The sequence below is a fragment of the Ralstonia mojiangensis genome (assembly GCF_023955645.1).
Classification (GTDB): domain Bacteria; phylum Pseudomonadota; class Gammaproteobacteria; order Burkholderiales; family Burkholderiaceae; genus Ralstonia; species Ralstonia mojiangensis.
Genome location: NZ_JAMXHU010000007.1, coordinates 106620 through 130330, shown reverse-complemented (window position 1 = coordinate 130330; position 23711 = coordinate 106620). Strand labels below are relative to the sequence as shown.

The following is a 23711-nucleotide window of genomic DNA, read 5'->3' as shown; positions in this document are numbered from 1 at the left end:
ATAGAGGATATCGTCATGGCAAAAATTCAACCTAAGGTCCAAGGGGACGAACGCGACGACGGTCTTCGCGAGAAGATGATCGCGGTCAACCGTGTGACCAAGGTGGTCAAGGGCGGCCGGATTCTCGGTTTCGCTGCTCTGACTGTGGTCGGCGACGGCGACGGCCGTATCGGCATGGGCAAGGGTAAGGCTAAGGAAGTCCCCGTGGCCGTGCAGAAGGCAATGGACGAAGCCCGTCGCAAGATGGTCAAGGTCCCGCTGAAGAACGGTACGCTGCAGCACGAAGTGGTTGGCAAGCATGGCGCCGCAAAGGTGCAAATGATGCCCGCAAAGGACGGTACTGGCGTGATCGCCGGTGGCCCGATGCGCGCCATCTTCGAAGTGATGGGCGTGACGAACATCGTGACCAAGTCGCACGGTTCGACCAATCCTTACAACATGGTGCGCGCAACGCTGGATGGCCTGCGCAAGATGAGCACCCCGGCCGAAGTTGCCGCCAAGCGTGGCAAGTCGGTCGAAGAGATCCTCGGCTAAGCCGAAGGGATAGGTGAACGATATGTCGCAGAAAACCGTGAAAGTCCAACTCGTGCGCAGCCTGATCGGTACGCGCGAAGACCACCGCGCCACGGTGCGCGGCCTGGGCCTGCGCCGCATGAACTCGGTGTCCGAATTGCAGGACACGCCCGCAGTGCGCGGCATGATCAACAAGGTGTCCTACCTGGTCAAGGTCATCGGCTAAGGCAAGACGGAGAAGAACATGCAACTGAATAACCTGAAGCCGGCAGCCGGCTCCAAGCACGCCAAGCGCCGCGTTGGTCGCGGTATTGGTTCGGGCCTGGGCAAGACGGCTGGTCGTGGTCACAAGGGTCAGAAGTCGCGTTCGGGTGGTTTCCACAAGGTCGGCTTCGAAGGCGGCCAGATGCCCCTGCATCGTCGACTGCCCAAGCGTGGTTTCACCTCGCTGACCAAGGAATTCACCGCTGAAGTGCGTCTGGGCGACCTGGCGGGCCTGCCGATCGAGGAAATCGATCTGCTGTCCCTCAAGCAAGCCGGCCTCGTTGGCGAGATGGTCAAGAGCGCCAAGGTGATCCTGTCGGGCGAAATCGACAAGAAGGTGACCCTGAAAGGCATCGGCGCGACGGCTGGAGCGAAAGCTGCAATCGAAGCAGCTGGTGGCTCGCTGGCCTAATAGCCTGCTGTTTCACACTGACGGAGCATCCGTTTGGCCACGGCGAAACCTAATGTGATGGCCCAGGCCAAGAACACGGCCAAGTACGGCGATCTTCGCCGTCGGCTGGTGTTCCTGGTTCTGGCATTGCTGGTGTACCGGATCGGCGCGCACATTCCTGTGCCCGGTATCGATCCGGATCAACTGGCGCAGCTTTTCCAACGGCAGTCGGGCGGCATCCTCGGGATGTTCAACCTGTTCTCCGGCGGCGCGCTGTCGCGTTTCACGGTGTTTGCGCTGGGGATCATGCCGTACATCTCGGCGTCGATCATCATGCAACTGCTGACGATCGTGCTGCCGCAGCTGGAATCGTTGAAGAAGGAAGGCCAAGCCGGCCAGCGCAAGATTACGCAGTACACGCGCTACGGTACGGTCGTCCTGGCAACGTTTCAGGCGCTGGGGATTGCAGTGGCGCTCGAAGCACAGCCGGGTCTGGTGTTGGACCCGGGTCTGATGTTTCGGGCCACCGCAGTGATTACGCTGGTGACGGGCACGATGTTCCTGATGTGGCTGGGTGAGCAGATCACCGAGCGTGGTCTGGGCAACGGGATCTCGATCATCATTTTTGGCGGGATTGCAGCAGGACTCCCCAACGCGATCGGCGGGTTGTTCGAGCTGGTGCGTACGGGTTCGATGGGAATCTTCTCAGCGATCCTGGTGGTGGCGATTATCGGTGCGGTGACGTTTGTGGTTGTGTTCATTGAACGCGGCCAGCGCAAGATCCTCGTCAACTACGCCAAGCGGCAAGTTGGTAACAAGATTTATGGTGGGCAGTCGTCGCATCTGCCGCTGAAGTTGAATATGGCTGGGGTGATTCCGCCGATCTTTGCATCGTCGATCATTCTGTTCCCGGCCACGATCGCGGGCTGGTTTACAGCCGGTAACTCGACGAATCCGGTCGCACGGGTCGTCAAGGATCTGGCAGCGACGCTGTCGCCTGGTCAGCCGGTGTACATCCTGCTGTATGCGGCGGCGATCATCTTCTTCTGTTTCTTCTACACCGCGCTGGTCTATAACAGCCGCGAAGTGGCGGATAACCTGAAGAAGAGTGGGGCGTTCATTCCGGGCATCCGTCCGGGCGAGCAAACCACGCGGTATATCGACAAGATTCTGGTGCGTTTGACCCTGGCGGGTGCGATCTACATCACGCTGGTGTGTCTGTTGCCGGAGTTCTTGGTGCTGCGCTGGAATGTGCCGTTCTACTTCGGTGGGACATCCCTGTTGATCATCGTGGTTGTCACGATGGACTTCATGGCGCAAGTGCAGTCCTACGTGATGTCTCAGCAGTACGAGTCTTTGATGAAGAAGGCGAATTTCAAGGGAAACCTGACGCTCCGCTAGGAGTGATCGCACGAACCTGAAGGGACATGGCTAAAGATGACGTGATCCAGATGCAGGGCGAGGTGCTGGAAAACCTCCCCAACGCAACGTTTCGCGTCAAGCTAGAGAACGGCCACGTAGTGTTAGGCCATATTTCCGGCAAGATGCGTATGCATTACATCCGTATCTTGCCCGGGGACAAGGTGACGGTCGAATTGACCCCGTATGATCTGTCCCGCGCGCGCATCGTATTCCGGGCGAAGTGAGCGGACTGGAATTGAAGGAAGAGGAAAATCATGAAAGTGCTGGCTTCTGTTAAGCGCATTTGCCGCAACTGCAAAATCATCAAGCGCAAGGGCGTGGTGCGTGTGATCTGCTCGTCGGACCCGCGTCATAAGCAGCGCCAAGGCTAATTTCGCAAAGAGGATTGACGAATGGCACGTATCGCAGGGGTCAACATCCCCAACCACAAACATACCGTGATTGGCCTGACGGCGATCTACGGTATCGGCCGCTCGCGCGCTCAAAAGATTTGCGAGGCTACTGGCATCCCGACCGACAAGAAGGTCAAGGACCTGACGGATCCGGACCAGGACGCGCTGCGTAAGGAAATCGAGAAGTTCCTCGTCGAAGGCGATCTGCGCCGTGAAACGACGATGAACATCAAGCGCCTGATGGATTTGGGCTGCTACCGTGGCGTGCGCCATCGCAAGGGCCTGCCGATGCGTGGTCAGCGTACCCGCACCAATGCTCGTACCCGGAAGGGTCCGCGTAAGGCCGGCGTCGCGCTCAAGAAGTAATCCGTCGGGTAAAGGATAGGAACTATGGCAAAAGCAGCGAATACCGCCGCCCAGCGCGCGCGCAAGAAGGTTCGCAAGAACGTCGCCGACGGCATCGCGCACGTTCACGCGTCGTTCAACAACACGATCATCACGATCACCGACCGTCAGGGCAATGCTCTGTCGTGGGCGACGTCGGGTGGCCAAGGCTTCAAGGGCTCGCGTAAGTCGACCCCGTTCGCCGCTCAGGTAGCTGCTGAGAGTGCCGGCCGCGTGGCGCAGGACCAAGGCATCAAGAACCTGGAAGTGCGCATCAAGGGCCCGGGCCCGGGTCGTGAATCGGCTGTGCGTGCTCTGAACAACCTGGGTATCAAGATCCAGTTGATCGAAGACGTGACGCCGGTGCCGCACAACGGTTGCCGTCCGCCGAAGCGTCGTCGTATCTAAGTGATTCGACCGACCGCGCCAGTTGCTGGCGAGGTCGGTCTGCGGGTGCTATACTTGCCCGCTTGCCTGTCTTCCGGATTTCCCGGAAGGCGGGTTTCGTCTTTTCATAAGCCCACTGTTCGCCGCAGTCCTGTTGATGGGACTGAGCAGGCGGACCATCCGAGGCCGCGCGCCACGGATGACTGATAACGAAGGAACATAACGTGGCACGCTATACCGGTCCCAAGGCGAAACTGTCTCGCCGCGAAGGTACTGACCTTTTCCTGAAGAGCGCACGCCGCTCGCTCGCCGACAAGTGCAAGCTGGACAGCAAGCCTGGTCAGCATGGCCGCACTTCCGGCGCTCGCACCTCCGACTACGGCAACCAGCTGCGTGAAAAGCAGAAGGTCAAGCGCATCTACGGCGTGCTGGAGCGTCAATTCCGCCGTTACTTCGCTGAAGCCGACCGCCGCAAGGGCAACACGGGTGAAACCCTGCTGCAACTGCTGGAATCGCGCCTGGACAACGTCGTCTACCGCATGGGCTTCGGCTCGACCCGCGCAGAAGCGCGTCAGCTGGTGTCGCACAAGGCGATCCTGGTGAACGGTCAAGCTCTGAACGTGCCCTCGGCTCAGGTGAAGTCGGGCGACGTGATTGCCATCCGCGAAAAGTCGAAGAAGCAAGTGCGTATTGCCGAATCGCTGTCGCTGGCTGAGCAGACCGGTTTCCCGATCTGGGTTGCGGTCGATGCCAAGAAGATGGAAGGCACCTTCAAGCAAGCCCCGGATCGCGCGGATATCGCCGGCGACATCAACGAAAGCCTGATCGTCGAACTGTATTCGCGTTAATGACGACGCCCGTACTGCAAGGTGCGGGCTCGTGCGCCTTCTGGGGACGCTCATCGTCAACGACATTGTGTTCGCTCGCCTGCAGTACTCAGGCGCAGAGCCAATCCGAATCGTTACGTGCCGCAACATGGTTGCGGCATGTGCGTCTTCCGTCGCAATGTTCGCGATGGAACCTTTCCAGTCCAATCCGTCAGCCTTATCGGTGTAACGAGCCGAGGGTATTGAAATAGGACAACCTAATGCAAACAGCACTCCTGAAGCCCAAAATTATTGCGGTTGAGCCGCTTGGCGATCATCACGCGAAGGTCGTCATGGAACCGTTCGAGCGCGGCTACGGCCACACGCTCGGTAACGCGCTGCGCCGCGTGCTGCTGTCGTCGATGGTCGGCTATGCCCCGACCGAAGTCACGATCGCTGGGGTCGTCCACGAATATTCCACCATCGACGGCGTGCAGGAAGACGTCGTCAACCTGCTGCTGAACCTGAAGGGCGTGGTGTTCAAGCTGCACAACCGTGATGAAGTCACGGTGTCGCTGCGCAAGGAAGGCGAGGGTGTGGTGACCGCCGCTGATATCGAGCTGCCGCACGATGTCGAGATCATCAATCCGGGTCACGTGATCGCTAACCTGTCGGCTGGTGGCAAGCTGGATCTGCAGTTGAAGGTCGAGCAAGGCCGCGGCTATGTGCCGGGTAACGTGCGCAAGTTTGGCGATGAGTCGAGCAAGGTCATCGGCCGCATCGTGCTGGACGCCTCTTTCGCACCGGTGCGCCGTGTGTCGTATGCGGTTGAGTCTGCGCGTGTGGAACAGCGTACCGACCTCGACAAGCTGGTGATGAACATCGAGACCAACGGTGTGATCTCGCCGGAAGAAGCGATCCGCCAGTCGGCTCGCATCCTGGTTGATCAGCTGTCGGTGTTCGCCGCGCTGGAAGGTACCGAGAGCGCCGCTGAGGCCGCTGCCGCCCGCGCACCGCAGATCGATCCGATCCTGCTGCGCCCGGTCGACGATCTGGAGCTGACGGTGCGTTCGGCCAACTGCCTGAAGGCCGAAAACATCTATTACATCGGCGACCTGATCCAGCGTACAGAGAACGAACTGCTCAAGACCCCGAACCTGGGTCGCAAGTCGCTCAACGAGATCAAAGAAGTCCTCGCATCGCGTGGCCTGACGCTCGGCATGAAGCTCGAGAACTGGCCGCCGGCAGGTCTCGAGAAGTAAGTTGCAATTGTCGGCCGGTGCCCGCGCATCGGCCGGTTTTCCCGCCATCGCTGTTTGGGTGGCTTATTGTTAAGGCTACCGGCCCGCGCCAAGCTGCGTTGTTTACGCAGCGGCGATAGAAGAGCTGGTCAAACACTCTTAAGAAGGAATCATCATGCGTCACCGTCATGGTTTGCGGAAACTGAACCGCACCTCGTCGCACCGTCTCGCGATGCTGCGCAACATGTCCAACTCGCTGCTGCAGCACGAGCTGATCAAGACCACCCTGCCGAAGGCCAAGGAACTGCGCAAGGTTGTTGAGCCGCTGATCACGCTGGCCAAGAAGGACACCGTTGCCAACCGCCGTCTGGCCTTTGCCCGCCTGCGCGACCGCGATATGGTTACCAAGCTCTTCAACGAACTGGGCCCGCGTTTCGCGACCCGTCCGGGCGGCTACACCCGTATCCTGAAGTTCGGCTTCCGCCAGGGCGACAATGCGCCGATGGCACTGGTCGAACTGCTCGACCGTCCGGAAGTTGCCGAGGCTGTGGAAGTCGACGGCGCTGCCGAGTAAGGTCAGCCCAGGTTTGCCGGTGCGACATGGCGTCGCGCTGGCCAAGCCCCAGAATGCGTGCAGCCGCGCGCATTACAATGAAGCCAGGATTCGCATCCTGGCTTTTTTGTTGCCCGCTTTCGGTGTTCTGGCTGTCAGCGCGCATCGTTGGAGTCTCTATGTCCGCCGGAACTGAAGTGCTGCTGGTACTGACCAACCTACCCGATGCAGAAAGCGCGGATCGCGTAACCACGGTCGTGCTGGAATCTCGCGCAGCGGCGTGCGTCAATCGTTTGCCGGCTTGTGCATCGACGTATTGGTGGAATGGCGCGATCGAGCATGCCGCCGAGATTCCGTTGCTGATCAAGACCACGCGGGCTGCTTACCCTGCGCTCGAAGCCGCGCTCCGCAAGGCGCATCCATACGAGGTCCCAGAGATCGTCGCGCTGCCGGTGGCCATGGGCTTGCCGGCGTATCTTGCCTGGGTAGCCGACGAAACGCGCTTGCCTTCCAATTGATGTTCGATTGCCGTTGATATGACCTTCTCTTCGTTTGTGTCAGTGCGGCGTGTGGTGCAGATGGTGATGCTGTTCGTCGCAGTGGCGACGCTGCCCATGCTCACGCGTGCTGCTGACGATTTCCTGCCACCCGAGCAGGCATTCCGCTTCTCCGCCACGCAAATCGACGGCCAGACTGTCGAAGTCAAGTTCGCCATTGCCGACGGCTACTACATGTATCGCGAGCGCTTCGCGGTGGTAGCGGATCCGGCAACCGTCAAGCTCATGCCGCCTGACATGCCGGCAGGCAAGGTCAAGTTCGACGAAACCTTCAATAAGGATGTCGAGACCTATCGGCATGACGTCACATTCCGTGTAAAGGCGCAGAACGCCGCGGCACCATTCACGCTGATCGTCACCTCCCAAGGGTGTGCTGATCAGGGCCTGTGCTATCCGCCCATGAAGAGCCGGTTTATGGTGGAGTCCGCTGCGGCGTCGCCCGGCGAGCCGACCTCAGGCGGTAACGACGCCAGCTCCGGCGACGCCCTCGGCCGTATCGCCAGCACGCTCGGCAGCGGCAATCTGGGAGCGATTGCGGCGTTGTTCTTTGGCCTCGGGCTGCTGCTGACCTTCACGCCGTGCGTGCTTCCGATGCTGCCGATCCTGTCGGCGATCGTGGTTGGCGAGCACGCGACGCGTTCGCGCGCAGCCATCGTGTCGGGCGCATACGTGCTCGGTATGGCAGTCGTCTATACCGCCGTGGGTGTGGCAGCCGGCTTGGCGGGGCAAGGCTTGCAAGCCGCGTTGCAGAACGCATGGGTGCTGGGCGCGTTTGCTGTATTGATGGTGGCGCTGTCGCTGTCGATGTTCGGCCTGTACGAACTCCAGTTACCAGCAGCTTGGCGCGATCACCTCACAAAAGCTTCCAGCAAGCATGGCGGCGGCGAGATTGTGGGAGCCGTCCTGATGGGTGCGCTGTCGGCGTTGATTGTGTCGCCGTGTGTGACGCCGGCATTGGCGGGCGCGCTGGCCTATATCGCGCAGACCGGCAACGCCGCGATCGGCGGCATGGCGTTGTTTGCGATGTCGATCGGCATGGGCGTGCCGCTCGTGCTTGTGGGTGTGGGGGCGGGCAACCTGCTGCCGCGCGCTGGTCACTGGCTGATCGTCACCAAGGCGGTGTTCGGTTTCATCCTGCTGGCTGTGGCGCTTTGGATCGTGCAGCCGGTGTTGCCAGTGTGGGCGGTAATGGTCGCTTGGGGTGGGTTGCTGATCGGTGCGGCGGTGTTTCTGCGGACATTCGATTCGCTGCCGGATGGCGCTGGCAACGTGCAGCGTTTGGGCAAGGCCGCCGGTGTGTTGTTCGCGCTGGCGGGTGCGGCGCAACTGGTTGGCGTCGCCGCTGGGGGACGCGATCCGCTGCAACCGCTGGGCGGACTGATTCGCGCATCGGCGGGCACGTCCGTGCAAGCCGAGGCACACGGCGTGACATTCAAGCGCGTGAAGAGCATCGCCGAACTCGATACCGAGGTGCGCAACGCGAGCGCTTCGGGTCGTGCGGTGATGCTCGATTTCTACGCCGACTGGTGCGTCAGCTGCAAAGAGATGGAGCGCCTGACCTTTACCGATGCACGGGTGCGGAAAGCGCTGGCGGATGTGGTGTTGCTGCAGGCCGACGTGACGGCCAACAACGCGGATGACCAAGCGCTGCTTAAGCGCTTTGGTTTGTTCGGCCCGCCCGGCACGATCTTCTTCGATACGCAGGGTCGCGAACTGAAAGCGCGTGTGATTGGTTTTGAGCGCGCCGACACCTTCCTGGAAAGCCTGCGCCGCGCGATCGGCACGACGCAGGCAGTCAAGCCGACGGCCTGATTACGCGCGCAGCAGGCGAGCGGCGTCCAGCGCGAAATACGTCAGGATGCCGTTCGCGCCGGCGCGCTTGAATGCCAGCAGCGATTCCAGCACGACCTTGTCGTGATCCAGCCAGCCGTTCTGCGCGGCGGCTTTCAGCATCGCGTATTCCCCACTGACCTGATAGACGTAGGTCGGAAAGCGAAACTCGTCCTTCACGCGGCGAACGATGTCGAGATACGGCATGCCGGGCTTGACCATCACCATGTCGGCGCCCTCGGCGATGTCGAGCGCCACTTCGCGCAGCGCTTCGTCCGAGTTGGCCGGGTCCATCTGGTAAGTCATCTTGTTGCCTTTGCCCAGATTGGCTGCCGAGCCCACTGCATCACGGAACGGGCCGTAGAACGCCGAAGCATATTTCGCCGCGTAGGCCATGATGCGCGTGTGGATGTGGTCGTCATTCTCCAGCGCCAGGCGGATCGCACCGATGCGGCCGTCCATCATGTCCGACGGTGCGACGATGTCCACGCCAGCCTCGGCTTGCACCAGGGCCTGGCGCATCAGGATATCCACCGTCTCTTCGTTGAGCACGTAGCCGTTTGCGTCGAGCACACCGTCCTGGCCATGGCTCGTATACGGATCGAGCGCCACATCGGTCAGGATGCCCAATTCCGGGAAGCGCGCCTTGAGCGCCTTTACCGCACGCGGGATCAAGCCCTCGGCATTGGTCGCCTCAATACCATCCGGCGTTTTGAGCGAGGGTTCGATAACGGGAAACAGTGCCAGCACCGGAACGCCAAGCTGCACGCACTGCTCGGCCACGCTCAGCAATACATCGATCGACACACGCTCGACACCGGGCATCGACGGCACAGCCTGGCGCACATTGGTGCCTTCGAGGATGAAGACGGGATAGATCAGGTCGTCGGGAGTGAGGCGCGATTCGCGCATCATGCGGCGGGAGAAATCGTCGCGGCGCATGCGGCGCGGACGATGGTCGGGGAAGCTCGCGATCATTTCAGCAGACCCTAAGAACACACTGTGAAGTTTCGAAACCTTTGTCGCGATTATCCATCCTATGCACGGACAATGCGCCAGCGACGCTGATGCAGCGTCCCCCGCGGCTCCTCCCTGACGCGGGTTCCCATCGATGGCTCGATGGGGTCGTTACCCCCGTTGCGCGTTTGGCGACGGGGTTTTTTTTGCCTGCTCGGGTTGCGGCTCGGGCTCCAGCGCCTCCGGCAGGCACAGCCAGCCTGCGACAATTCGCTGCGCCTCTTCGATGCCGCGACGCTTCAGGCTGGAGAACAACTGCACCGTGAGCGACACATCGCCGTCGATCTGCGCGCGGTAATCGGCCAGCACCTTGCGTGCCGCCATGAGCGCGCGCGAGGCATCGTTGTTGGTCAGCTTGTCTGCTTTCGTGAGCAGCACATGGATAGGCTTGCCCGTCGGCAGGAACCACTCGACCATCTGGCAATCGAGGTCGGTAAACGGACGGCGCGCATCCATCATGATGACGAGCCCCGCGAGTTGCTGGCGCGCCTTGACGTAGTCGCCCAGCAGGTGAACCCAGTGCGATTTAGTCTCGCCCGGGGCTTCGGCATAGCCGTAACCAGGCAGGTCGACCAGGAAGCCGAGCGGGTCTTCCGCCTTGGCGGGCATCACCGAGAAATAGTTGATGTGCTGGGTGCGGCCGGGCGTCTTGCTGGAAAACGCCAGCCGCTTCTGATTGCACAGAATGTTGATTGCGGTGGACTTGCCTGCGTTGGAGCGGCCCGCAAACGCGACTTCCGGCACGGCGGTCGCCGGTAAATCACGCAGATGATTGACGGTGATGAAGAAACGGGCTTGATGCAGGAGCGACATGCGCGGCAGTACCTGTAAACTGCAGTTCAGAACTGCGTGGTTGCTGCGCCGCGAGGTCGCATTGCAGAGGTGTTATTGTACAATACGCCGGTTTACGGACGTCCCCACCAGATCCGTCGCAGGACCGCCCCGAGACCCGGGCCGGTCCGTTTTCATGCGCTGATCCGGCACGAGGAGAAGGGGGCGCCCGGCGCCGCAGGGTCCCGCATGGGCGGCGCACGCAGCATTCGAAAACAATCTAAACAAGGTGTGCGAATGAACCGCATCGCGAACGTTTTTGCTGTCGCAGCGCTGTCCCTGGCATCGGTCTTCTCCATGGCCCATGCCGAAGAGCAAAAAGTCGCCAAGGCCGACGCCGCGCGCGGCGAAACGATCTTCAACACCGGTGTGCCCGCCAATGGCGTGCCCGCGTGTACCAGTTGTCACGGCGCTGGCGGCAACAGCGCCATGAACGTCAACCCGAAGCTGGCTGGCCAGCACGCCGAATACATCGAAAAGCAGCTCAAGGATTTCAAGGCCAAGACCGACCGTAACCAGCCGGTCATGTCGCTGTACGCCGGCGCCCTGTCGGATCAGGACATGAAGGACATTGGCGCCTACCTGGGCAAGCAAGCGGCTTGGAAGCCGGGCTCGGCCAAGAGCAAGGACACCATCGAGCTGGGCCAGAAGCTGTATCGCGGCGGTGACGCCAAGCGCGGTATCGCAGCATGCGCAGGTTGTCACGGCCCGACGGGTGCTGGCATCCCGGCGCAATATCCGCGTATCGCTGGTCAGTTCTCTGAATACACTGAAGCGCAATTGGTTGCCTTCCAAAGCGGCACTCGCAAGAACAGCGTACAGATGCACGACCTGGCCGGTCGCATGACGGCCCAGCAGATCAAGGCGGTGGCCGACTACATTGCTGGCCTGCGCTAATCTGCCGCACCCGGCCGTCATGTGACGGTCGCACAATCAACAAGAAGAACAGGGTGGCAATGCGCCTGGCATCGCCACCCTGTTTTCGTTTTTGAACAGGTTGTCTCCCAGCATGTCTTCGGTCTCCACTTCCGGCGTCCAGATTCGTTCCCGCCGTCGCGCGCTGCGCGAGGCGGTCGAGTTGCTGTCGTCGATGCGCTTTGCGATCAGCCTCCTGACGGTGATCGCGATTGCCAGCGTGATCGGCACGGTGCTCAAGCAGAACGATCCGTACCCGAACTACGTCAACCAGTTCGGGCCGTTCTGGGCCGATGTGTTCCGTTCTCTGACGCTGCCCACGGTCTATAGCGCCTGGTGGTTTTTGCTGATCTTGGCGTTCCTGGTGGTGTCGACCTCGCTGTGCATCGTGCGCAATGCGCCCAAGATGCTGGCCGACATGCGCGCCTGGCGCGAGAACGTGCGCGAAGGCAGCCTGCGCGCGTTCCACCACCGCGACGAATTTGATTCCACCGTCGACACCGCAACCGTGACCGCACGCCTGGCCGCACTCGCCCAGAACCGCGGTTTCCAGATCAAGGCGTTCGCGCGCGATGGTGGTTCGACGCTCATCACAGCAAAGGCGGGGGCGGGTAACAAGATCGGCTACATCCTGGCGCACACGGCCATCGTCGTGATCTGCATTGGCGGGCTGCTGGACGGCGACATGATGATCCGCGCGCAGATGTGGTTTGGCGGCAAATCGCCCATCAAGGGCAATGCGGTCATCAGCGACATTGGGTCGGAGCATCGGCTCTCGACATCGAATCCGGGCTTCCGCGGTAATGCATTCGTGCCGGAAGGGTCGACGGTCAGCACGGCGATCCTGAACATCGCCGACGGCGCGCTGATCCAGGACTTGCCGTTCATGATCACGCTCAAGAAGTTCACCGTTGAGCATTATTCGACCGGCATGCCAAAGCTGTTCGCAAGCGACATCGTCGTGACCGACCGTCGTACCGGCAAGCAGACCGCTGCGCGCGTGGAGGTGAACAAACCGTTCGTGTATGACGGCGTGGCGATCTACCAGTCGAGCTTTGAAGATGGCGGCTCGAAACTCAAGCTGACCGGCTTCCCGATGCAAGGTGATAACGCCAAGACGTTCGACATGTCGGGCGTCGTGGGCGAAAGCTCCAAGCTCACCGGCAAAGGCGGCGATTACACGGTCGAGTTCTCCGACTTCCGCCTGATGAATGTCGAAACGGTGACAGACGCCTCGGGCAAGCAGGACGCTCGCGGCGTCGGCAAGAAGGGCGGTGCGGAAAGTGGTCTGCGCGCGGAGCTTGGCAACGTGACCAAGATGACGCGCGACCGCGACCTGCGCAACGTCGGCCCCTCGGTCCAGTACAAGCTGCGCGACGCCAACGGGCAGGCGCACGAATTCAGCAACTACATGCTGCCCGTCACGCTGGACGGGCAATCGGTGTTCCTGGCCGGCATGCGTTCACAGCCCGACGAGCCGTTCCGCTACCTGCGCATTCCTGCGGACGCACAAGGCACCGTTCGCGACTGGATGCGCCTGCGCGCTGCGCTGCAAAATCCGGCGATGCGGGGCGAAGCGGCGCGCCGGTTTGCGCTGCTCTCCATGCCCGGCGAGCAGCGTGCGGAACTGCGCAACCAGTTGATGGAAAGCGCCCGTCGCGCGCTCGACCTCTTTGCTGGCGCTGCCGATGTAAAGGACGGCTCCGCGGGTGCGCAGGGCGGCTTTGCCGCAGTCGCCACCTTCCTGCAGAAATCGGTGCCCGAAGGCGAGCGCGAGAAGGCCGCCGATGTGCTGATGAAGATCATCAACAGCTCGATGTGGGAGCTGTGGCAACTGGCCCGCGCGCAGGACGGCCAACCGGCCCCCATCGTGGATGCCGCCAGCAGTCAGTGGTTGCAGAGCGCCATCAACGCGCTGTCGGACAATGCCTTCTACGGTGCACCGGTGTATCTGCAGCTGACCGACTTCCAGCAAGTGCAGGCCAGCGTGTTCCAGCTCACACGTGCGCCGGGCAAAAACATCGTGTATCTTGGGTCGTTGCTGCTGGTGCTGGGCGTGTTCTCGATGTTTTACGTGCGAGAGCGCCGCTGGTGGCTGTGGATCCGGCCGCAATCCGGTCAGGCCAACGAAAGCGTCTCCGGCGCACATGTGCTCACAGCCATGTCGACCATGCGCCGCACGCTCGACTTTGACCGCGAGTTCGAGCGCCTCAAGCACGATATTCGCGCCGCGGCAGGAGCCCCGAGCGCCCCCGATGCCGCCGGTGCAGCGAGCGTCGACCCCAAACCAACGAAGTGAGCCGGTGATGGAAGCGAGCAATCCCCAAACGACCATGGCGAGCGCCGATCTGGGCGCGCTGCAACGCCCATCGTATTTCCGTCGCCTAGGCTGGTTTGACTGGCTGTTTGCTGCAATGCTGGCGGCCGGGGCTGGTTATGCCTTCTCCCGCTATGGCGCTTATATGGATGGCTACGAGCGCGGCATTCTCGTCGCCGCCGTGCCCGCCTTCGCATGGCTGGGCTGGACGTGGAAGCCGGTGCGCGTGTTGATGATTGGCATCGCCGTGTTGGCGCTGTTCGGTATCTCGCAATACGCCGGCGCCAATGGCCCGGATCTCGCCCGGGCCGAGCACGCCTTCTTCCTCAAGTATTTCCTTGCCAGCCAGTCGGCCATCCTGTGGATGAGCGCGCTGATCTTCCTGTCCACGCTGTTTTTCTGGACGGGTTTTCTGCTGCGCTGGGAGGCGGGTGGATCGATCGGCAGCAAGCTGTGCTGGGCAGCCGTGGTGCTCGGCCTGACCGGCATGCTGGTGCGGTGGTACGAGTCGTATCTGGTGGGCGCAGACATTGGCCACATCCCTATCTCGAATCTGTATGAGGTGTTCATCCTCTTTACGCTGATCACCTCGCTCTTCTATCTGTACTACGAGCAGCGTTACAAGACGCGCGCGCTGGGGCCGTTCGTGATGCTGGTGGTGTCGGCGGCGGTGGGCTTTCTGCTGTGGTACACGGTGTCGCGCAGCGCGCAGGAGATCCAGCCGCTGGTGCCGGCACTGCAGAGCTGGTGGATGAAAATCCACGTACCGGCCAATTTCATCGGTTACGGCACGTTCGCGTTGTCGGCCATGGTCGGTGCGGCTTATCTGCTGAAGGAGCGCGGCGTGCTGGCCGATCGCCTCCCGTCGCTCGAAGTGCTGGACGACGTGATGTACAAGGCCATCACCGTGGGCTTTGCGTTCTTCACCATCGCCACGATTCTCGGTGCGCTGTGGGCAGCTGACGCCTGGGGCGGCTACTGGAGCTGGGACCCGAAGGAAACCTGGGCGCTGATCGTTTGGCTGAACTACGCCGCGTGGCTGCACATGCGCCTGATGAAAGGGCTGCGCGGTCGCATGGCAGCCTGGTGGGCGCTGATTGGCCTGTTGGTGACGACGTTCGCCTTCCTGGGCGTGAACATGTTCCTTTCGGGCCTGCACAGCTACGGCGAACTGTAAGCCGCAAGTCACAAAAAATTCTCGGCAGACTGGAATAAAGACGCGCCTAGCGTGTTTACTGCTCAGTGAGGGCGCGATCGGCGCGCCTCTCCATCCAAGGAGAACAAGATGAGCCAGTCTGCAGCTTCCCTGAAGTTGTTCAACCCGCGCGCCGCGTTGGCCGGCGCCGCGCTGCTTGCCGCATTCGGTTTGGCAGGCTGCAGCGGCATGGGCATGGGCGCGTCGTCCGCACCGTCGGCCGTCAAGGTGACCAATGGCACGCTCACAGATGAGCACGGCATGGCGCTTTACACGTTCGACCGTGACGCTATGGCTGGCAAGAGCGCCTGCAACGGCAAGTGCGCCGAGAACTGGCCGCCGCTGGCAGCCAATGACGCTGACAAGCCGTCCGGCGACTACACCATCATCACGCGAGACGACGGCAAGAAACAGTGGGCCTATCGCGGCAAGCCGCTCTACCTCTGGAGCAAGGACAAGATGCCGGGCGACCAGACCGGAGACGGCTTCATGAACGTTTGGCACGTCGCCAAGCCGTAAGCGCGCCGCCGTCGTTCGCGTCCCTATGTCCGACCTGGCCAGCCGGCTGATTGCGCTCACACCACGCCTGCGCCGACACGCGCGCGGCCTGATGCGTGACGCCAGTCGTGCTGACGATCTTGTCCAGGACACGCTGGAACGCGCCTGGCGTTACCGCTGGCGCTTCCAGCTGCGGCCCCGGCTTGGTCCGATCGGGCAGATCGGGGCGAAGGGCGAGGGCGACGGGTTGTTTGCCTGGCTGCTCACCATCATGCATCGGCTGCACCTGAACGCCGTGCGCCGGCCCGATCGGATCGAGCTGAGCGACTCACCCCCCGAGATTCCCGTCGACGACGATCCCGGCTTGCGCCGTGATCTGCTGCGTGCGCTGGCGACGCTTCCCGAAGATCAACGCGCTGTACTGCTGCTGGTGGGCTTGGAGCAGTTTGCCTACAAGGAAGCCGCCGACGTGCTGGGCGTGCCGGTGGGCACGGTGATGTCGCGGCTGTCGCGGGCGCGTGAGCGGATGCGTGTGGCGCTCGACGGTTCGCCCGAAGCATCGCGTGCACCTGCGGCATCTGGCGACGGCAGCAGCGCATCGCTGCACCGCGTGAAGTGAGGCTCGCCATGTCCTCCAATTCCATTCATATCGACGAACTTCACGCCTATGCCGACGGCCGGTTGCCCGCGGCGCGCCGCGCTGCCGTAGAGGCCTATCTTGCTGCGCACCCGGGTGCCGCCGCCGAGGTCGCCGGCTGGCGCAAGGCGGACGCTCAATTGCACCAAGCGCTCGACCCGCTGCTCAACGAACCGGTGCCGCAGCGTCGTATTCCGGCGGAGATACTCGCCGCCGCACGTCGCCCCATGGCCACCGGTTTTGGCGCGATGCGCGGCTGGAGCGTGGTGGCGCTGGGCGTCGCGTGCCTAGCCATTGGCTCGGGTGCCGGTTGGCTGAGCCGAGGTGCCGTCGAGCGCACCATGCCCATGCAGCGTTTCGCCAACGATGCACTCGTATCGCACGTCGTCTTTTCTCCCGAGTCGAAACACATGGTGGAAGTGCCGGCTGATGAAGAGGCGCATCTCGTCACATGGTTGTCGCGGCGGCTCGATGCACAGTTGCGCGTTCCCGACCTGACGTCGCTCGGCTACCGGCTCATCGGCGGGCGCCAGACGGTGGTGGCTGATGCACCTACGGCCATGCTGATGTACGAGGGGCCGGGCGGCACGCGTATCTCCGTGCAGTTGCGGCGCATGCCGAACAACCGCGATACGGGCTTCCGGCTGGAGACGCTCGCCCCGGACAACCGCGTGCTGCAGGCGATTCATCCTGCTGTGGATCACCCGCCACCGATGGCGTTCTACTGGGCCGATCGCGGCCTCGGGTTTGCCGTCGCCGGCCCGCTGGCGCGCCCGCAGTTGCTGGAAGTGGCCCAGGTGGTCTATCGGCAGTACAGCGAATTCACCGGGCCAGCGTCCCGCAAGGATTAACGCGATATTTTTTTCCGCGCTTTGTCAGGTTGGCGGCGCGGGCACGACCAACGCACATGGGACAGCGTTCCCGCACAACGAGGACCACGAATCATGTTGATCAAGACTGACCGCTGGCTGCGTGGCGACGACATTCCCGCCAGCGAGATCACACCGCAGCACATCTTCGAGCAGCGCCGCCGCTTTTTGGCCGCTGCCGCCTTGGGCGCTGCCGGCGCAACGCTGACGCCCTGGGCGTCGCGCGAGGCCTTTGCCGCCAACCCGTCGCTAGCCAAGTTGGCCGGCAAGCCGAATCCCGCGTACACGACCGTGGAGAAAGCCACCCCGTACGACCAAGTCACCACGTACAACAACTTCTACGAGTTCGGCACCGACAAGGCCGACCCGGCGCGCTATGCCAGCACGCTGCGCCCGCATCCGTGGCAAGTCAGCGTGGAGGGCTTGGTGAAGACACCCAAAACCTACGACCTGGACGACCTGATGAAGCTCGCGCCGATGGAAGAGCGCGTCTATCGCTTGCGTTGCGTCGAGGGCTGGTCGATGGTGATTCCCTGGGTGGGCTTTCCGCTGGCCGAGTTGATCAAGCGTGTGGAGCCTCAGGGTAGCGCCAAGTACATCCAGTTCATCTCGCTGGCCGACAAGCGGCAGATGCCTGGAATCAGCAGCCCCGTCCTGGAGTGGCCGTATAGCGAAGGCCTGCGCCTGGACGAGGCGATGCATCCTTTGGCACTGCTCACCTTCGGGCTCTACGGCCAGGTGCTGCCAAATCAGAACGGTGCGCCCGTGCGCGTGATCGTGCCGTGGAAGTACGGCTTCAAGAGCGCAAAGTCCATCGTCAAGATCCGCTTTGTCGACAAGCAGCCGCCGACGAGCTGGAACCTTGCTGCGGCGAACGAATATGGCTTCTATTCCAACGTGAACCCGACCGTGGATCACCCGCGCTGGAGCCAAGCCACTGAACGCCGCATCGGCGAGGACAAAGGCGGCTTCGGCGGCCTGTTCGCGCCCAAGCGCAAGACGCTGATGTTCAACGGCTACGAGCAGGTCGCGCCGCTGTACGCGGGCATGGACCTGCGCAAGAACTTCTGAGGCCGACATGACACTGCTGCCGCCGATGTTGCCGCCCAAGCAGTTGCGTGTGGTGAAGGCGATCGCTTGGGTCGTTGCGCTCCTGCCGTTCCTGCGCATCGTCTTCCTGGGCGCGACCGATCAGTTCGGGCCGAATCCGCTGGAGTTCGTCACGCGCTCGACCGGTACGTGGACGCTGGTGCTGCTGTGCTGCACGCTGGCCATCACGCCGCTGCGCCGGATCACGGGTATGAACTGGTTGATCCGGCTTCGCCGCATGCTTGGGCTGTACACGTTCTTCTACGGCTCGATCCACTTCCTGATCTGGCTGCTGGTGGACCGCGGGCTTGATCCAGCGTCGATGCTCAAGGACATCGTCAAGCGGCCTTTCATCACCGTTGGTTTTTCGGCGTTCGTGCTGATGATTCCGCTGGCCGCCACGTCGACCAACGCGATGGTGCGCAGGCTTGGCGGCAAGCGCTGGCAGTGGCTGCACCGGCTTGTTTACGTGACGGGCGTGCTCGGCATCCTGCATTACTGGTGGCACAAGGCCGGCAAGCACGACTTTGCCGAGGTGTCGATCTACGCCGCAGTGATGACGGTGCTGCTTGGGTTGCGGGTGTGGTGGGCGTGGCGCTCGCAGCGCGGTGCGATGGCTGGAGCAGCGATGCCTGCGCGCGATTGACGCTGATCGCGCCCATAAAAAAGCCGACGTTTGTGCGTCGGCTTTTTCTTTGCGGGGGCGGGCTTACGCGGGGAACAGATGCTCGCCGCGGATCAAGTCTTCAAAGCACTCGCGCTCGCGTGCCAAGTGGACTTTGTCGCCATCGACGATGACTTCGGCGGCGCGATTGCGCGTGTTGTAGTTCGAACTCATCGTGAAACCGTACGCGCCGGCCGACAGGATCGCCAGCACGTCGCCCGGCTGCACTGCCAGCGAACGATCGCGGCCGAGCCAGTCACCGGATTCGCATACCGGGCCCACGACGTCGTAGACGACCGGCGCGCTCTGACCTTCGCGCACCGGCACGATGTGGTGATACGCCTCGTACATCGCGGGGCGGGCGAGATCATTCATGGCCGCATCGACGATGCAGAAGTTTTTGCTCGCGCCAGGCTTGAGGTATTCGACGCGCGTGAGCAGCAGGCCCGCGTTGCCCACCAGCGAGCGGCCCGGCTCGAACAGCACGGTGCGATCGCCAAAGCCGCGTTGCTCGACGCGGTCCAGCAGCGTGCGCGCGAAGGCGGTGATATCCGGCGGCGTCTCGTCCGTATAGGTAATGCCCAAACCGCCGCCCACATCGATGTGCGACAGGCGGATGCCCTCAGCATCCAGTTGCGTCACCACGTCGAGCACCTTGTCCAGTGCATCCAGATACGGCGACACCTCGGTGATTTGCGAGCCGATATGGCAGTCGATGCCGACCACGCGCAGGTTCGGCATTGCAGCGGCCGCGCGGTACGTCGGAAGCACTTCGTCAAACGCCACCCCGAACTTGTTGCCCTTCAGGCCCGTCGAGATATACGGGTGCGTCTTGGCATCCACGTCCGGGTTGATGCGCAGCGACACGGGCGCGACCTTGCCCATCGAGGCGGCCACGTCGTTCAGGCGGTGCAGCTCGGGAATCGACTCCACGTTGAAGCACGCCACGCCGACTTCCAGCGCGAAGCGCATTTCGTCCGCGCTCTTGCCCACGCCCGAGAACACCACCTTCGAGGCCGGCGCACCGGCGGCCAGCACGCGCTTGAGCTCACCGGCGGAAACGATGTCAAAGCCTGCGCCAAGCTGCGCGAACACCTGCAGCACGGCGAGGTTCGAGTTGGCTTTCATGGCGTACTGCACATGCGCGTTGCGGCCTTCGCATGCGGCGGCGTAGGCGCGGTAGTTGGCCGTGAGTGCGGCGCGCGAGTACACGTAGGTGGGCGTGCCGAACTGCGCGGCAATCGCGTCCAGCGCGACGCCTTCGATCATCAGCGCGCCTTCCTGGCGAATCAGGGACTCGGACATGAGTGGGAACATTCTGGGCGCAGCCCTGGTTAAGGGCGGCGCCGGTTGAGCAAAAAAGACGGAATCAGCGGTTCGCGGGCACCGCGCTGGCGGCATCGGCATCGGCAGCGGCGGGCTTGGCGCCCGGCACCGGCGGCTGCGGCACGGCGTTCGGGCCGGCGATGCCGGGGTCGGTGGTTGGCGGCGCGGTTGGCGCCGGCGGCACCTTGGGCATGTACAGCGGCCCGCGAATCCCGCAGCCGGATAGGCCTGCGACCGTCAGGGTCAGGCCGACAGTGGCTACAATGGCGGCGGTTCGTATCATCGGATGATGGTGCAGAAAGGAGGCCCCAGGGGTGTGACCCTTGCGGCGATCGGAGTCATATGGGACGAGGCGCCTGCTGGTCAGGACGGGCCGGAAATGGCCGCCACGCAACGTCCGCGCGAGATTTTGGAGTGTAGCATGCCCCCCCTGAGCGAATCGGAGTTCCTGGCGCTGGCCGAAGCGGAACTTGCCCGCATCGAAAGCATCGTCGAGATGGCCGCCGACGAGGCCGATGCCGACATCGAGGTCAACCGTACCGGTAATGTGCTCACGCTTGAATTCGACGATGGCTCCAAAATCATCATCAACAGCCAGGCGCCGATGCAGGAACTGTGGGTGGCCGCGCGTGCTGGCGGCTTCCACTTCCGCCGCAGTGATGACGGCCGCTGGGTCGACACGCGCAGCAAGGAAGAACTGTACGTCGCGCTGTCGCGCTATGTCAGCCAGCAAAGCGATGTGGATGTGACATTGGCCGCCGGCTGAGCGCAACGTTCTCGTCGGATACCAAAGAAAAAGCCGCCCCGAAGGGCGGCTTTTTCATGGGCGCGACGTTCAGTTGCCGCGGAACATGTCGAGAATCTTCTGCTTCTCCTGTTCCTGCGTCGGCGCCAGATTGACGCCTGGCTGCGGCTGGTCGCCGGCCGGTGCGGATGCTCCCGGCATGGCATCACCCAGGCCGACCGAAGCGACGCCCTGACCGTTGGCGTATTCCTCGTAGGCCCAGTCGCCGGCCATCTGCACGACGCCTTCGGGCGGCTGACGCTCGGTCTGGGGCTCACCCTTGAGCGCGTAGCCCATGTAGTTGATCCAGATCGGCAGGGCCAAGCCACCACCGGTTTCACGATCGCCCAGGCTGCGCGGGTTGTCGTAGCCCATCCAGGCCACGCCAACTAGCTTGGGCGTGTAGCCGCAGAACCAGGCGTCGAACGAGTCGTTGGTGGTACCGGTCTTGCCGGCCATGTCGTTGCGGCCCAGCTTGACCTTGGCCTGGTAGCCCGTGCCGTTCGACACCACGCTGCGCAGCAGCGAATCCATGATGAAGTCGTTGCGCGGATCGATCACGCGCACAGCGTCTTTGCCGGCGGTCATCGGATGGCTCTGCTGCACGACGGTGCCGCGCGCATCCACCACGCGATCGATGATGTATGGGTTCACGCGGTAGCCGCCGTTGGCGAACACCGAGTAGCCGCTTGCCATCTGGAGCATCGTCACTGAACCCGCGCCCAGTGCCATCGGCAGATAGGCCGGGTGCCGATCGGCGTCGAACCCGAAGCGGGTGATGTACTGCTGCGCGTACTGCGTACCAATCGCGCGCAAGATGCGCACCGACACCAGGTTCTTCGACTTTTGCAGCGCGCGGCGCATCGTCATCGGGCCGTCGTAGCCGCCGCCGTAGTTTTTCGGCTCCCACACCTGGCCGCCGGTGTCGCCGGTCGGGATGGAGAGCGGCGCGTCGTTGATGACCGTAGACGGCGAGAAACCCTTGTCCACCGCCGCCGAGTAGATGAACGGCTTGAAGCTGGAACCCGGCTGGCGCCAGGCCTGCGTGACGTGGTTGAACTTGCTGCGGTTGAAATCGAAGCCGCCGACCATCGAGTAGATCGCGCCCGTCTGCGGGTCCAGCGAGATGAAGCCCGAGGCGACTTCCGGCAGTTGGGTGATCGACCACTTCTGCGTCTTCGTGTCCTGAATCACGCGGATCACCGCACCCGGGCGCAGCTTGATCTTCGGCTGCGCGTTGTTCGACAGCGCCGCCTGTGCAAAGCGCAGGCCATCGCCGGCCAGGTCGATCGTCTCACCGGTGAGCATCGTCGCGCGCACCAGCTTGGGCGTCACGCTTACCACCACGGCCGATTGCAGATCGTCGCTGTTCGGATGTTCAAGCAGGGCGTCGTCGATGGCCTGTTCGCGCTCTTCCGCGTCGGAGGGGAGATCGATGAACGCTTCGGGGCCGCGATAGCCGTGACGGCGCTCGTAGTCGAGAATGCCGCGGCGCACGGATTGATACGCGACATCCTGGTCGGCCTTGCGCAGCGTGGTGTAGACGTTCAGGCCGCGCGTGTAGGTTTCTTCACGGTACTGTGCGTACATGAGTTGACGCACCATTTCGGCGACGTATTCGGCGTGCACGTCGAACTCATGGCCCTCGCCACGCACCGGCAGTTGCTCATTGATGGCTTGGGTGTACTGCTCCGGCGTGATGTAGTGCAGGTCGCGCATGCGCTGCAGGATGTATTCCTGACGCACCTTGGCGCGCTTCGGGTTCACCACCGGGTTGTACGCCGACGGGGCCTTGGGCAGGCCGGCGAGCATGGCCGCTTCGGCCAGGGTGATGTCCTTGATGTTCTTGCCGAAGTAGATCTGTTCGGCGCTGGCAAAGCCGTACGCGCGCTGGCCCAGGTAGATCTGGTTCATGTACAGCTCAAGGATCTGATCCTTTGTCAGGCTCGCCTCGATCTTGTACGAGAGCAGCATCTCGTAGATCTTGCGCGTGTATGTCTTCTCGCTCGACAGGAAGAAGTTGCGCGCCACCTGCATCGTGATGGTCGACGCACCCTGCGACAGGCCGCCGTGCAGATTCGCCAAGCCCGCGCGCAGCACGCCGATGAAGTCGACGCCGCCGTGCTCGTAGAAACGGTCATCCTCGATGGCCAGCACCGCGCGCTTCATTACGTCGGGCATCTGCGTGATCGGCACGAAGCTGCGGCGCTCCTCACCGAATTCGCCGATGAGGACGTTGTCGGCGGTGTACACGCGCAGCGGGATCTTCGGGCGGTAATCGGTGATGGCGTCGAGCGACGGGAGGTTGGGCGCGGCGACGAGCAGGGCATAGCCCAGCAGCAGCGCTCCGACGACCCCCATGGCAACGAACAGGCCGAGCATCCAGAGAAGCAGTCGCGCCCACAGCGGGCGGCGGGCTTTGGGCGGCTTGGGCGAAGCAGGGGTGGTTTGGGCAGTAGCCATTACAGGTGGGCACCGGGGGTGTCAGTCAGCGTGGCGGCGATTATATCGTCGAGGCTTCGAGGGGCCGGCGGCATCGGACGTAACAGCACGTAACCAGTGTCACGTCAGCGCACGCGACTGCACTTGTGCGCCGCGTCATGCTCACCGTGCGGGCGGATTGTGCGCCGGCCGCCCCTTGATTCAAGGCGGCTAAGAATCCGCCGATAGAAGTAGACGGAGCGGAAATCAAGTCAGACGAAAGGGGTATCCCCCGACCGTGGGGTTTTGACAACGCTTTCGGAAGGGCATGGCGCGAAATGCATCGCGGTCTGTCTGAGCGTTTGCCTGTTCTAAAGGATTTTGTGAGAATCCAGCAGCAAATCTAAG

Annotated in this window: 27 protein-coding genes; 22 read left to right on the top strand and 5 right to left on the bottom strand. The window is 62.6% G+C overall.

Annotation, left to right across the window (positions count from 1 at the left end; genetic code table 11):
• Nucleotides 1-15 precede the first annotated feature (15 nt).
• The 13 genes from rpsE (at nucleotide 16) to dsbD (ending at nucleotide 8722) form a co-directional block, all read left to right on the top strand.
• Nucleotides 16-534 carry a 30S ribosomal protein S5 gene (gene rpsE, locus NG898_RS25535; RefSeq protein WP_004634493.1) on the top strand — a complete coding sequence of 173 codons (519 nt, stop codon included), beginning with the start codon at nucleotides 16-18 and terminating at the stop codon, nucleotides 532-534.
• Between the two features lie 22 nt (nucleotides 535-556).
• Nucleotides 557-739 carry a 50S ribosomal protein L30 gene (gene rpmD, locus NG898_RS25530; protein WP_003264137.1) on the top strand — a complete coding sequence of 61 codons (183 nt, stop codon included), beginning with the start codon at nucleotides 557-559 and terminating at the stop codon, nucleotides 737-739.
• 18 nt (nucleotides 740-757) lie between these two features.
• Nucleotides 758-1189: a 50S ribosomal protein L15 gene (gene rplO / locus NG898_RS25525; protein WP_024977880.1), complete on the top strand. Its 432-nt coding sequence runs from the start codon at nucleotides 758-760 to the stop codon at nucleotides 1187-1189.
• Nucleotides 1190-1246: 57 nt separating this feature from the next.
• The gene (gene secY / locus NG898_RS25520; protein WP_009277656.1) at nucleotides 1247-2569 is read left to right on the top strand and encodes a preprotein translocase subunit SecY; all 1323 of its coding nucleotides are present in this window, start codon (nucleotides 1247-1249) and stop codon (nucleotides 2567-2569) included.
• A gap of 26 nt (nucleotides 2570-2595) precedes the next feature.
• Complete coding sequence (infA, locus tag NG898_RS25515; protein WP_003264140.1) at nucleotides 2596-2814, top strand: translation initiation factor IF-1; 219 nt, start codon at nucleotides 2596-2598, stop codon at nucleotides 2812-2814.
• 30 nt (nucleotides 2815-2844) lie between these two features.
• The gene (gene rpmJ, locus NG898_RS25510) at nucleotides 2845-2961 is read left to right on the top strand and encodes a 50S ribosomal protein L36 (protein ID WP_003264141.1); all 117 of its coding nucleotides are present in this window, start codon (nucleotides 2845-2847) and stop codon (nucleotides 2959-2961) included.
• Nucleotides 2962-2982: 21 nt separating this feature from the next.
• Nucleotides 2983-3348, top strand: coding sequence for a 30S ribosomal protein S13 (gene rpsM, locus NG898_RS25505; RefSeq protein WP_004634501.1), 366 nt, complete (start codon nucleotides 2983-2985; stop codon nucleotides 3346-3348).
• Nucleotides 3349-3372: 24 nt separating this feature from the next.
• A complete protein-coding gene (gene rpsK / locus NG898_RS25500; protein ID WP_003264143.1) occupies nucleotides 3373-3774 on the top strand; it encodes a 30S ribosomal protein S11 in 402 nt (133 codons plus the stop codon).
• A gap of 203 nt (nucleotides 3775-3977) precedes the next feature.
• Nucleotides 3978-4601, top strand: coding sequence for a 30S ribosomal protein S4 (gene rpsD, locus NG898_RS25495; protein ID WP_092975823.1), 624 nt, complete (start codon nucleotides 3978-3980; stop codon nucleotides 4599-4601).
• 239 nt (nucleotides 4602-4840) lie between these two features.
• A complete protein-coding gene (locus tag NG898_RS25490; protein WP_004634508.1) occupies nucleotides 4841-5821 on the top strand; it encodes a DNA-directed RNA polymerase subunit alpha in 981 nt (326 codons plus the stop codon).
• Nucleotides 5822-5975: 154 nt separating this feature from the next.
• On the top strand, nucleotides 5976-6374 hold the full coding sequence (rplQ, locus tag NG898_RS25485; protein WP_024977878.1) for a 50S ribosomal protein L17: 399 nt from the start codon (nucleotides 5976-5978) through the stop codon (nucleotides 6372-6374).
• Nucleotides 6375-6532: 158 nt separating this feature from the next.
• Nucleotides 6533-6871 (top strand): divalent-cation tolerance protein CutA, encoded by a 339-nt coding sequence (gene cutA / locus NG898_RS25480; RefSeq protein ID WP_252695034.1) that lies wholly within the window; start codon nucleotides 6533-6535, stop codon nucleotides 6869-6871.
• An 18-nt stretch (nucleotides 6872-6889) separates the two neighbouring features.
• Nucleotides 6890-8722: a protein-disulfide reductase DsbD gene (gene dsbD, locus NG898_RS25475; RefSeq protein WP_252695033.1), complete on the top strand. Its 1833-nt coding sequence runs from the start codon at nucleotides 6890-6892 to the stop codon at nucleotides 8720-8722.
• Here dsbD and hemB read toward each other — a convergent pair whose 3' ends face one another.
• Together hemB and yihA are read right to left on the bottom strand one after the other, a co-directional pair.
• A complete protein-coding gene (gene hemB / locus NG898_RS25470) occupies nucleotides 8723-9718 on the bottom strand; it encodes a porphobilinogen synthase (RefSeq protein ID WP_252695032.1) in 996 nt (331 codons plus the stop codon).
• 150 nt (nucleotides 9719-9868) lie between these two features.
• On the bottom strand, nucleotides 9869-10570 hold the full coding sequence (yihA, locus tag NG898_RS25465) for a ribosome biogenesis GTP-binding protein YihA/YsxC (protein WP_252695031.1): 702 nt from the start codon (nucleotides 10568-10570) through the stop codon (nucleotides 9869-9871).
• 255 nt (nucleotides 10571-10825) lie between these two features.
• Between yihA and NG898_RS25460 the strand changes: the two genes are divergently transcribed.
• The 8 genes from NG898_RS25460 (at nucleotide 10826) to msrQ (ending at nucleotide 18754) form a co-directional block, all read left to right on the top strand.
• Nucleotides 10826-11485 carry a c-type cytochrome gene (locus NG898_RS25460; RefSeq protein ID WP_252695030.1) on the top strand — a complete coding sequence of 220 codons (660 nt, stop codon included), beginning with the start codon at nucleotides 10826-10828 and terminating at the stop codon, nucleotides 11483-11485.
• Nucleotides 11486-11597: 112 nt separating this feature from the next.
• The gene (locus NG898_RS25455; protein WP_252695029.1) at nucleotides 11598-13802 is read left to right on the top strand and encodes a cytochrome c biogenesis protein ResB; all 2205 of its coding nucleotides are present in this window, start codon (nucleotides 11598-11600) and stop codon (nucleotides 13800-13802) included.
• Nucleotides 13803-13809: 7 nt separating this feature from the next.
• Nucleotides 13810-14997: a c-type cytochrome biogenesis protein CcsB gene (ccsB, locus tag NG898_RS25450; protein WP_092975806.1), complete on the top strand. Its 1188-nt coding sequence runs from the start codon at nucleotides 13810-13812 to the stop codon at nucleotides 14995-14997.
• Between the two features lie 108 nt (nucleotides 14998-15105).
• Complete coding sequence (locus tag NG898_RS25445; RefSeq protein WP_252695028.1) at nucleotides 15106-15534, top strand: COG4315 family predicted lipoprotein; 429 nt, start codon at nucleotides 15106-15108, stop codon at nucleotides 15532-15534.
• Between the two features lie 25 nt (nucleotides 15535-15559).
• Nucleotides 15560-16132 (top strand): RNA polymerase sigma factor, encoded by a 573-nt coding sequence (locus tag NG898_RS25440; RefSeq protein ID WP_252695027.1) that lies wholly within the window; start codon nucleotides 15560-15562, stop codon nucleotides 16130-16132.
• Nucleotides 16133-16140: 8 nt separating this feature from the next.
• Entirely contained in the window at nucleotides 16141-17001 is an 861-nt protein-coding gene (locus tag NG898_RS25435) for an anti-sigma factor family protein (protein WP_252695026.1), read from the top strand.
• A 93-nt stretch (nucleotides 17002-17094) separates the two neighbouring features.
• On the top strand, nucleotides 17095-18090 hold the full coding sequence (gene msrP, locus NG898_RS25430) for a protein-methionine-sulfoxide reductase catalytic subunit MsrP (RefSeq protein ID WP_252695025.1): 996 nt from the start codon (nucleotides 17095-17097) through the stop codon (nucleotides 18088-18090).
• Nucleotides 18091-18097: 7 nt separating this feature from the next.
• A complete protein-coding gene (gene msrQ / locus NG898_RS25425; protein WP_252695024.1) occupies nucleotides 18098-18754 on the top strand; it encodes a protein-methionine-sulfoxide reductase heme-binding subunit MsrQ in 657 nt (218 codons plus the stop codon).
• Nucleotides 18755-18817: 63 nt separating this feature from the next.
• Here the strand turns inward: msrQ and lysA are convergent, their stop codons facing one another.
• Nucleotides 18818-20077: a diaminopimelate decarboxylase gene (gene lysA, locus NG898_RS25420; protein WP_252695023.1), complete on the bottom strand. Its 1260-nt coding sequence runs from the start codon at nucleotides 20075-20077 to the stop codon at nucleotides 18818-18820.
• A gap of 64 nt (nucleotides 20078-20141) precedes the next feature.
• On the bottom strand, nucleotides 20142-20381 hold the full coding sequence (gene lptM / locus NG898_RS25415; protein WP_252695022.1) for an LPS translocon maturation chaperone LptM: 240 nt from the start codon (nucleotides 20379-20381) through the stop codon (nucleotides 20142-20144).
• Between the two features lie 138 nt (nucleotides 20382-20519).
• On the opposite strand from lptM, the gene cyaY reads away from it, so the two are divergent.
• Nucleotides 20520-20864, top strand: coding sequence for an iron donor protein CyaY (gene cyaY / locus NG898_RS25410; protein WP_252695021.1), 345 nt, complete (start codon nucleotides 20520-20522; stop codon nucleotides 20862-20864).
• A 69-nt stretch (nucleotides 20865-20933) separates the two neighbouring features.
• Here cyaY and NG898_RS25405 read toward each other — a convergent pair whose 3' ends face one another.
• Nucleotides 20934-23345: a penicillin-binding protein 1A gene (locus tag NG898_RS25405; protein WP_252695020.1), complete on the bottom strand. Its 2412-nt coding sequence runs from the start codon at nucleotides 23343-23345 to the stop codon at nucleotides 20934-20936.
• Nucleotides 23346-23711: the final 366 nt, after the last annotated feature.

Excerpts from the sequence above, each read along its gene's own strand:
- hemB (WP_252695032.1), bottom strand. The coding sequence starts at position 9,718 with ATGATCGCGAGCTTCCCCGACCATCGTCCGCGCCGCATGCGCCGCGAC.
- cutA (WP_252695034.1), top strand. The coding sequence starts at position 6,533 with ATGTCCGCCGGAACTGAAGTGCTGCTGGTACTGACCAACCTACCCGAT.
- rplO (WP_024977880.1), top strand. The coding sequence starts at position 758 with ATGCAACTGAATAACCTGAAGCCGGCAGCCGGCTCCAAGCACGCCAAG.
- yihA (WP_252695031.1), bottom strand. The coding sequence starts at position 10,570 with ATGTCGCTCCTGCATCAAGCCCGTTTCTTCATCACCGTCAATCATCTG.
- cyaY (WP_252695021.1), top strand. The coding sequence starts at position 20,520 with ATGCCCCCCCTGAGCGAATCGGAGTTCCTGGCGCTGGCCGAAGCGGAA.
- rpsM (WP_004634501.1), top strand. The coding sequence starts at position 2,983 with ATGGCACGTATCGCAGGGGTCAACATCCCCAACCACAAACATACCGTG.
- rpsE (WP_004634493.1), top strand. The coding sequence starts at position 16 with ATGGCAAAAATTCAACCTAAGGTCCAAGGGGACGAACGCGACGACGGT.
- NG898_RS25440 (WP_252695027.1), top strand. The coding sequence starts at position 15,560 with ATGTCCGACCTGGCCAGCCGGCTGATTGCGCTCACACCACGCCTGCGC.
- dsbD (WP_252695033.1), top strand. The coding sequence starts at position 6,890 with ATGACCTTCTCTTCGTTTGTGTCAGTGCGGCGTGTGGTGCAGATGGTG.
- rpmD (WP_003264137.1), top strand. The coding sequence starts at position 557 with ATGTCGCAGAAAACCGTGAAAGTCCAACTCGTGCGCAGCCTGATCGGT.
- NG898_RS25490 (WP_004634508.1), top strand. The coding sequence starts at position 4,841 with ATGCAAACAGCACTCCTGAAGCCCAAAATTATTGCGGTTGAGCCGCTT.
- lptM (WP_252695022.1), bottom strand. The coding sequence starts at position 20,381 with ATGATACGAACCGCCGCCATTGTAGCCACTGTCGGCCTGACCCTGACG.
- NG898_RS25405 (WP_252695020.1), bottom strand. The coding sequence starts at position 23,345 with ATGGCTACTGCCCAAACCACCCCTGCTTCGCCCAAGCCGCCCAAAGCC.
- rplQ (WP_024977878.1), top strand. The coding sequence starts at position 5,976 with ATGCGTCACCGTCATGGTTTGCGGAAACTGAACCGCACCTCGTCGCAC.
- rpmJ (WP_003264141.1), top strand. The coding sequence starts at position 2,845 with ATGAAAGTGCTGGCTTCTGTTAAGCGCATTTGCCGCAACTGCAAAATC.
- NG898_RS25460 (WP_252695030.1), top strand. The coding sequence starts at position 10,826 with ATGAACCGCATCGCGAACGTTTTTGCTGTCGCAGCGCTGTCCCTGGCA.
- msrP (WP_252695025.1), top strand. The coding sequence starts at position 17,095 with ATGTTGATCAAGACTGACCGCTGGCTGCGTGGCGACGACATTCCCGCC.
- NG898_RS25445 (WP_252695028.1), top strand. The coding sequence starts at position 15,106 with ATGAGCCAGTCTGCAGCTTCCCTGAAGTTGTTCAACCCGCGCGCCGCG.
- ccsB (WP_092975806.1), top strand. The coding sequence starts at position 13,810 with ATGGAAGCGAGCAATCCCCAAACGACCATGGCGAGCGCCGATCTGGGC.
- infA (WP_003264140.1), top strand. The coding sequence starts at position 2,596 with ATGGCTAAAGATGACGTGATCCAGATGCAGGGCGAGGTGCTGGAAAAC.
- rpsK (WP_003264143.1), top strand. The coding sequence starts at position 3,373 with ATGGCAAAAGCAGCGAATACCGCCGCCCAGCGCGCGCGCAAGAAGGTT.
- NG898_RS25435 (WP_252695026.1), top strand. The coding sequence starts at position 16,141 with ATGTCCTCCAATTCCATTCATATCGACGAACTTCACGCCTATGCCGAC.
- secY (WP_009277656.1), top strand. The coding sequence starts at position 1,247 with ATGGCCCAGGCCAAGAACACGGCCAAGTACGGCGATCTTCGCCGTCGG.
- NG898_RS25455 (WP_252695029.1), top strand. The coding sequence starts at position 11,598 with ATGTCTTCGGTCTCCACTTCCGGCGTCCAGATTCGTTCCCGCCGTCGC.
- lysA (WP_252695023.1), bottom strand. The coding sequence starts at position 20,077 with ATGTCCGAGTCCCTGATTCGCCAGGAAGGCGCGCTGATGATCGAAGGC.
- msrQ (WP_252695024.1), top strand. The coding sequence starts at position 18,098 with ATGACACTGCTGCCGCCGATGTTGCCGCCCAAGCAGTTGCGTGTGGTG.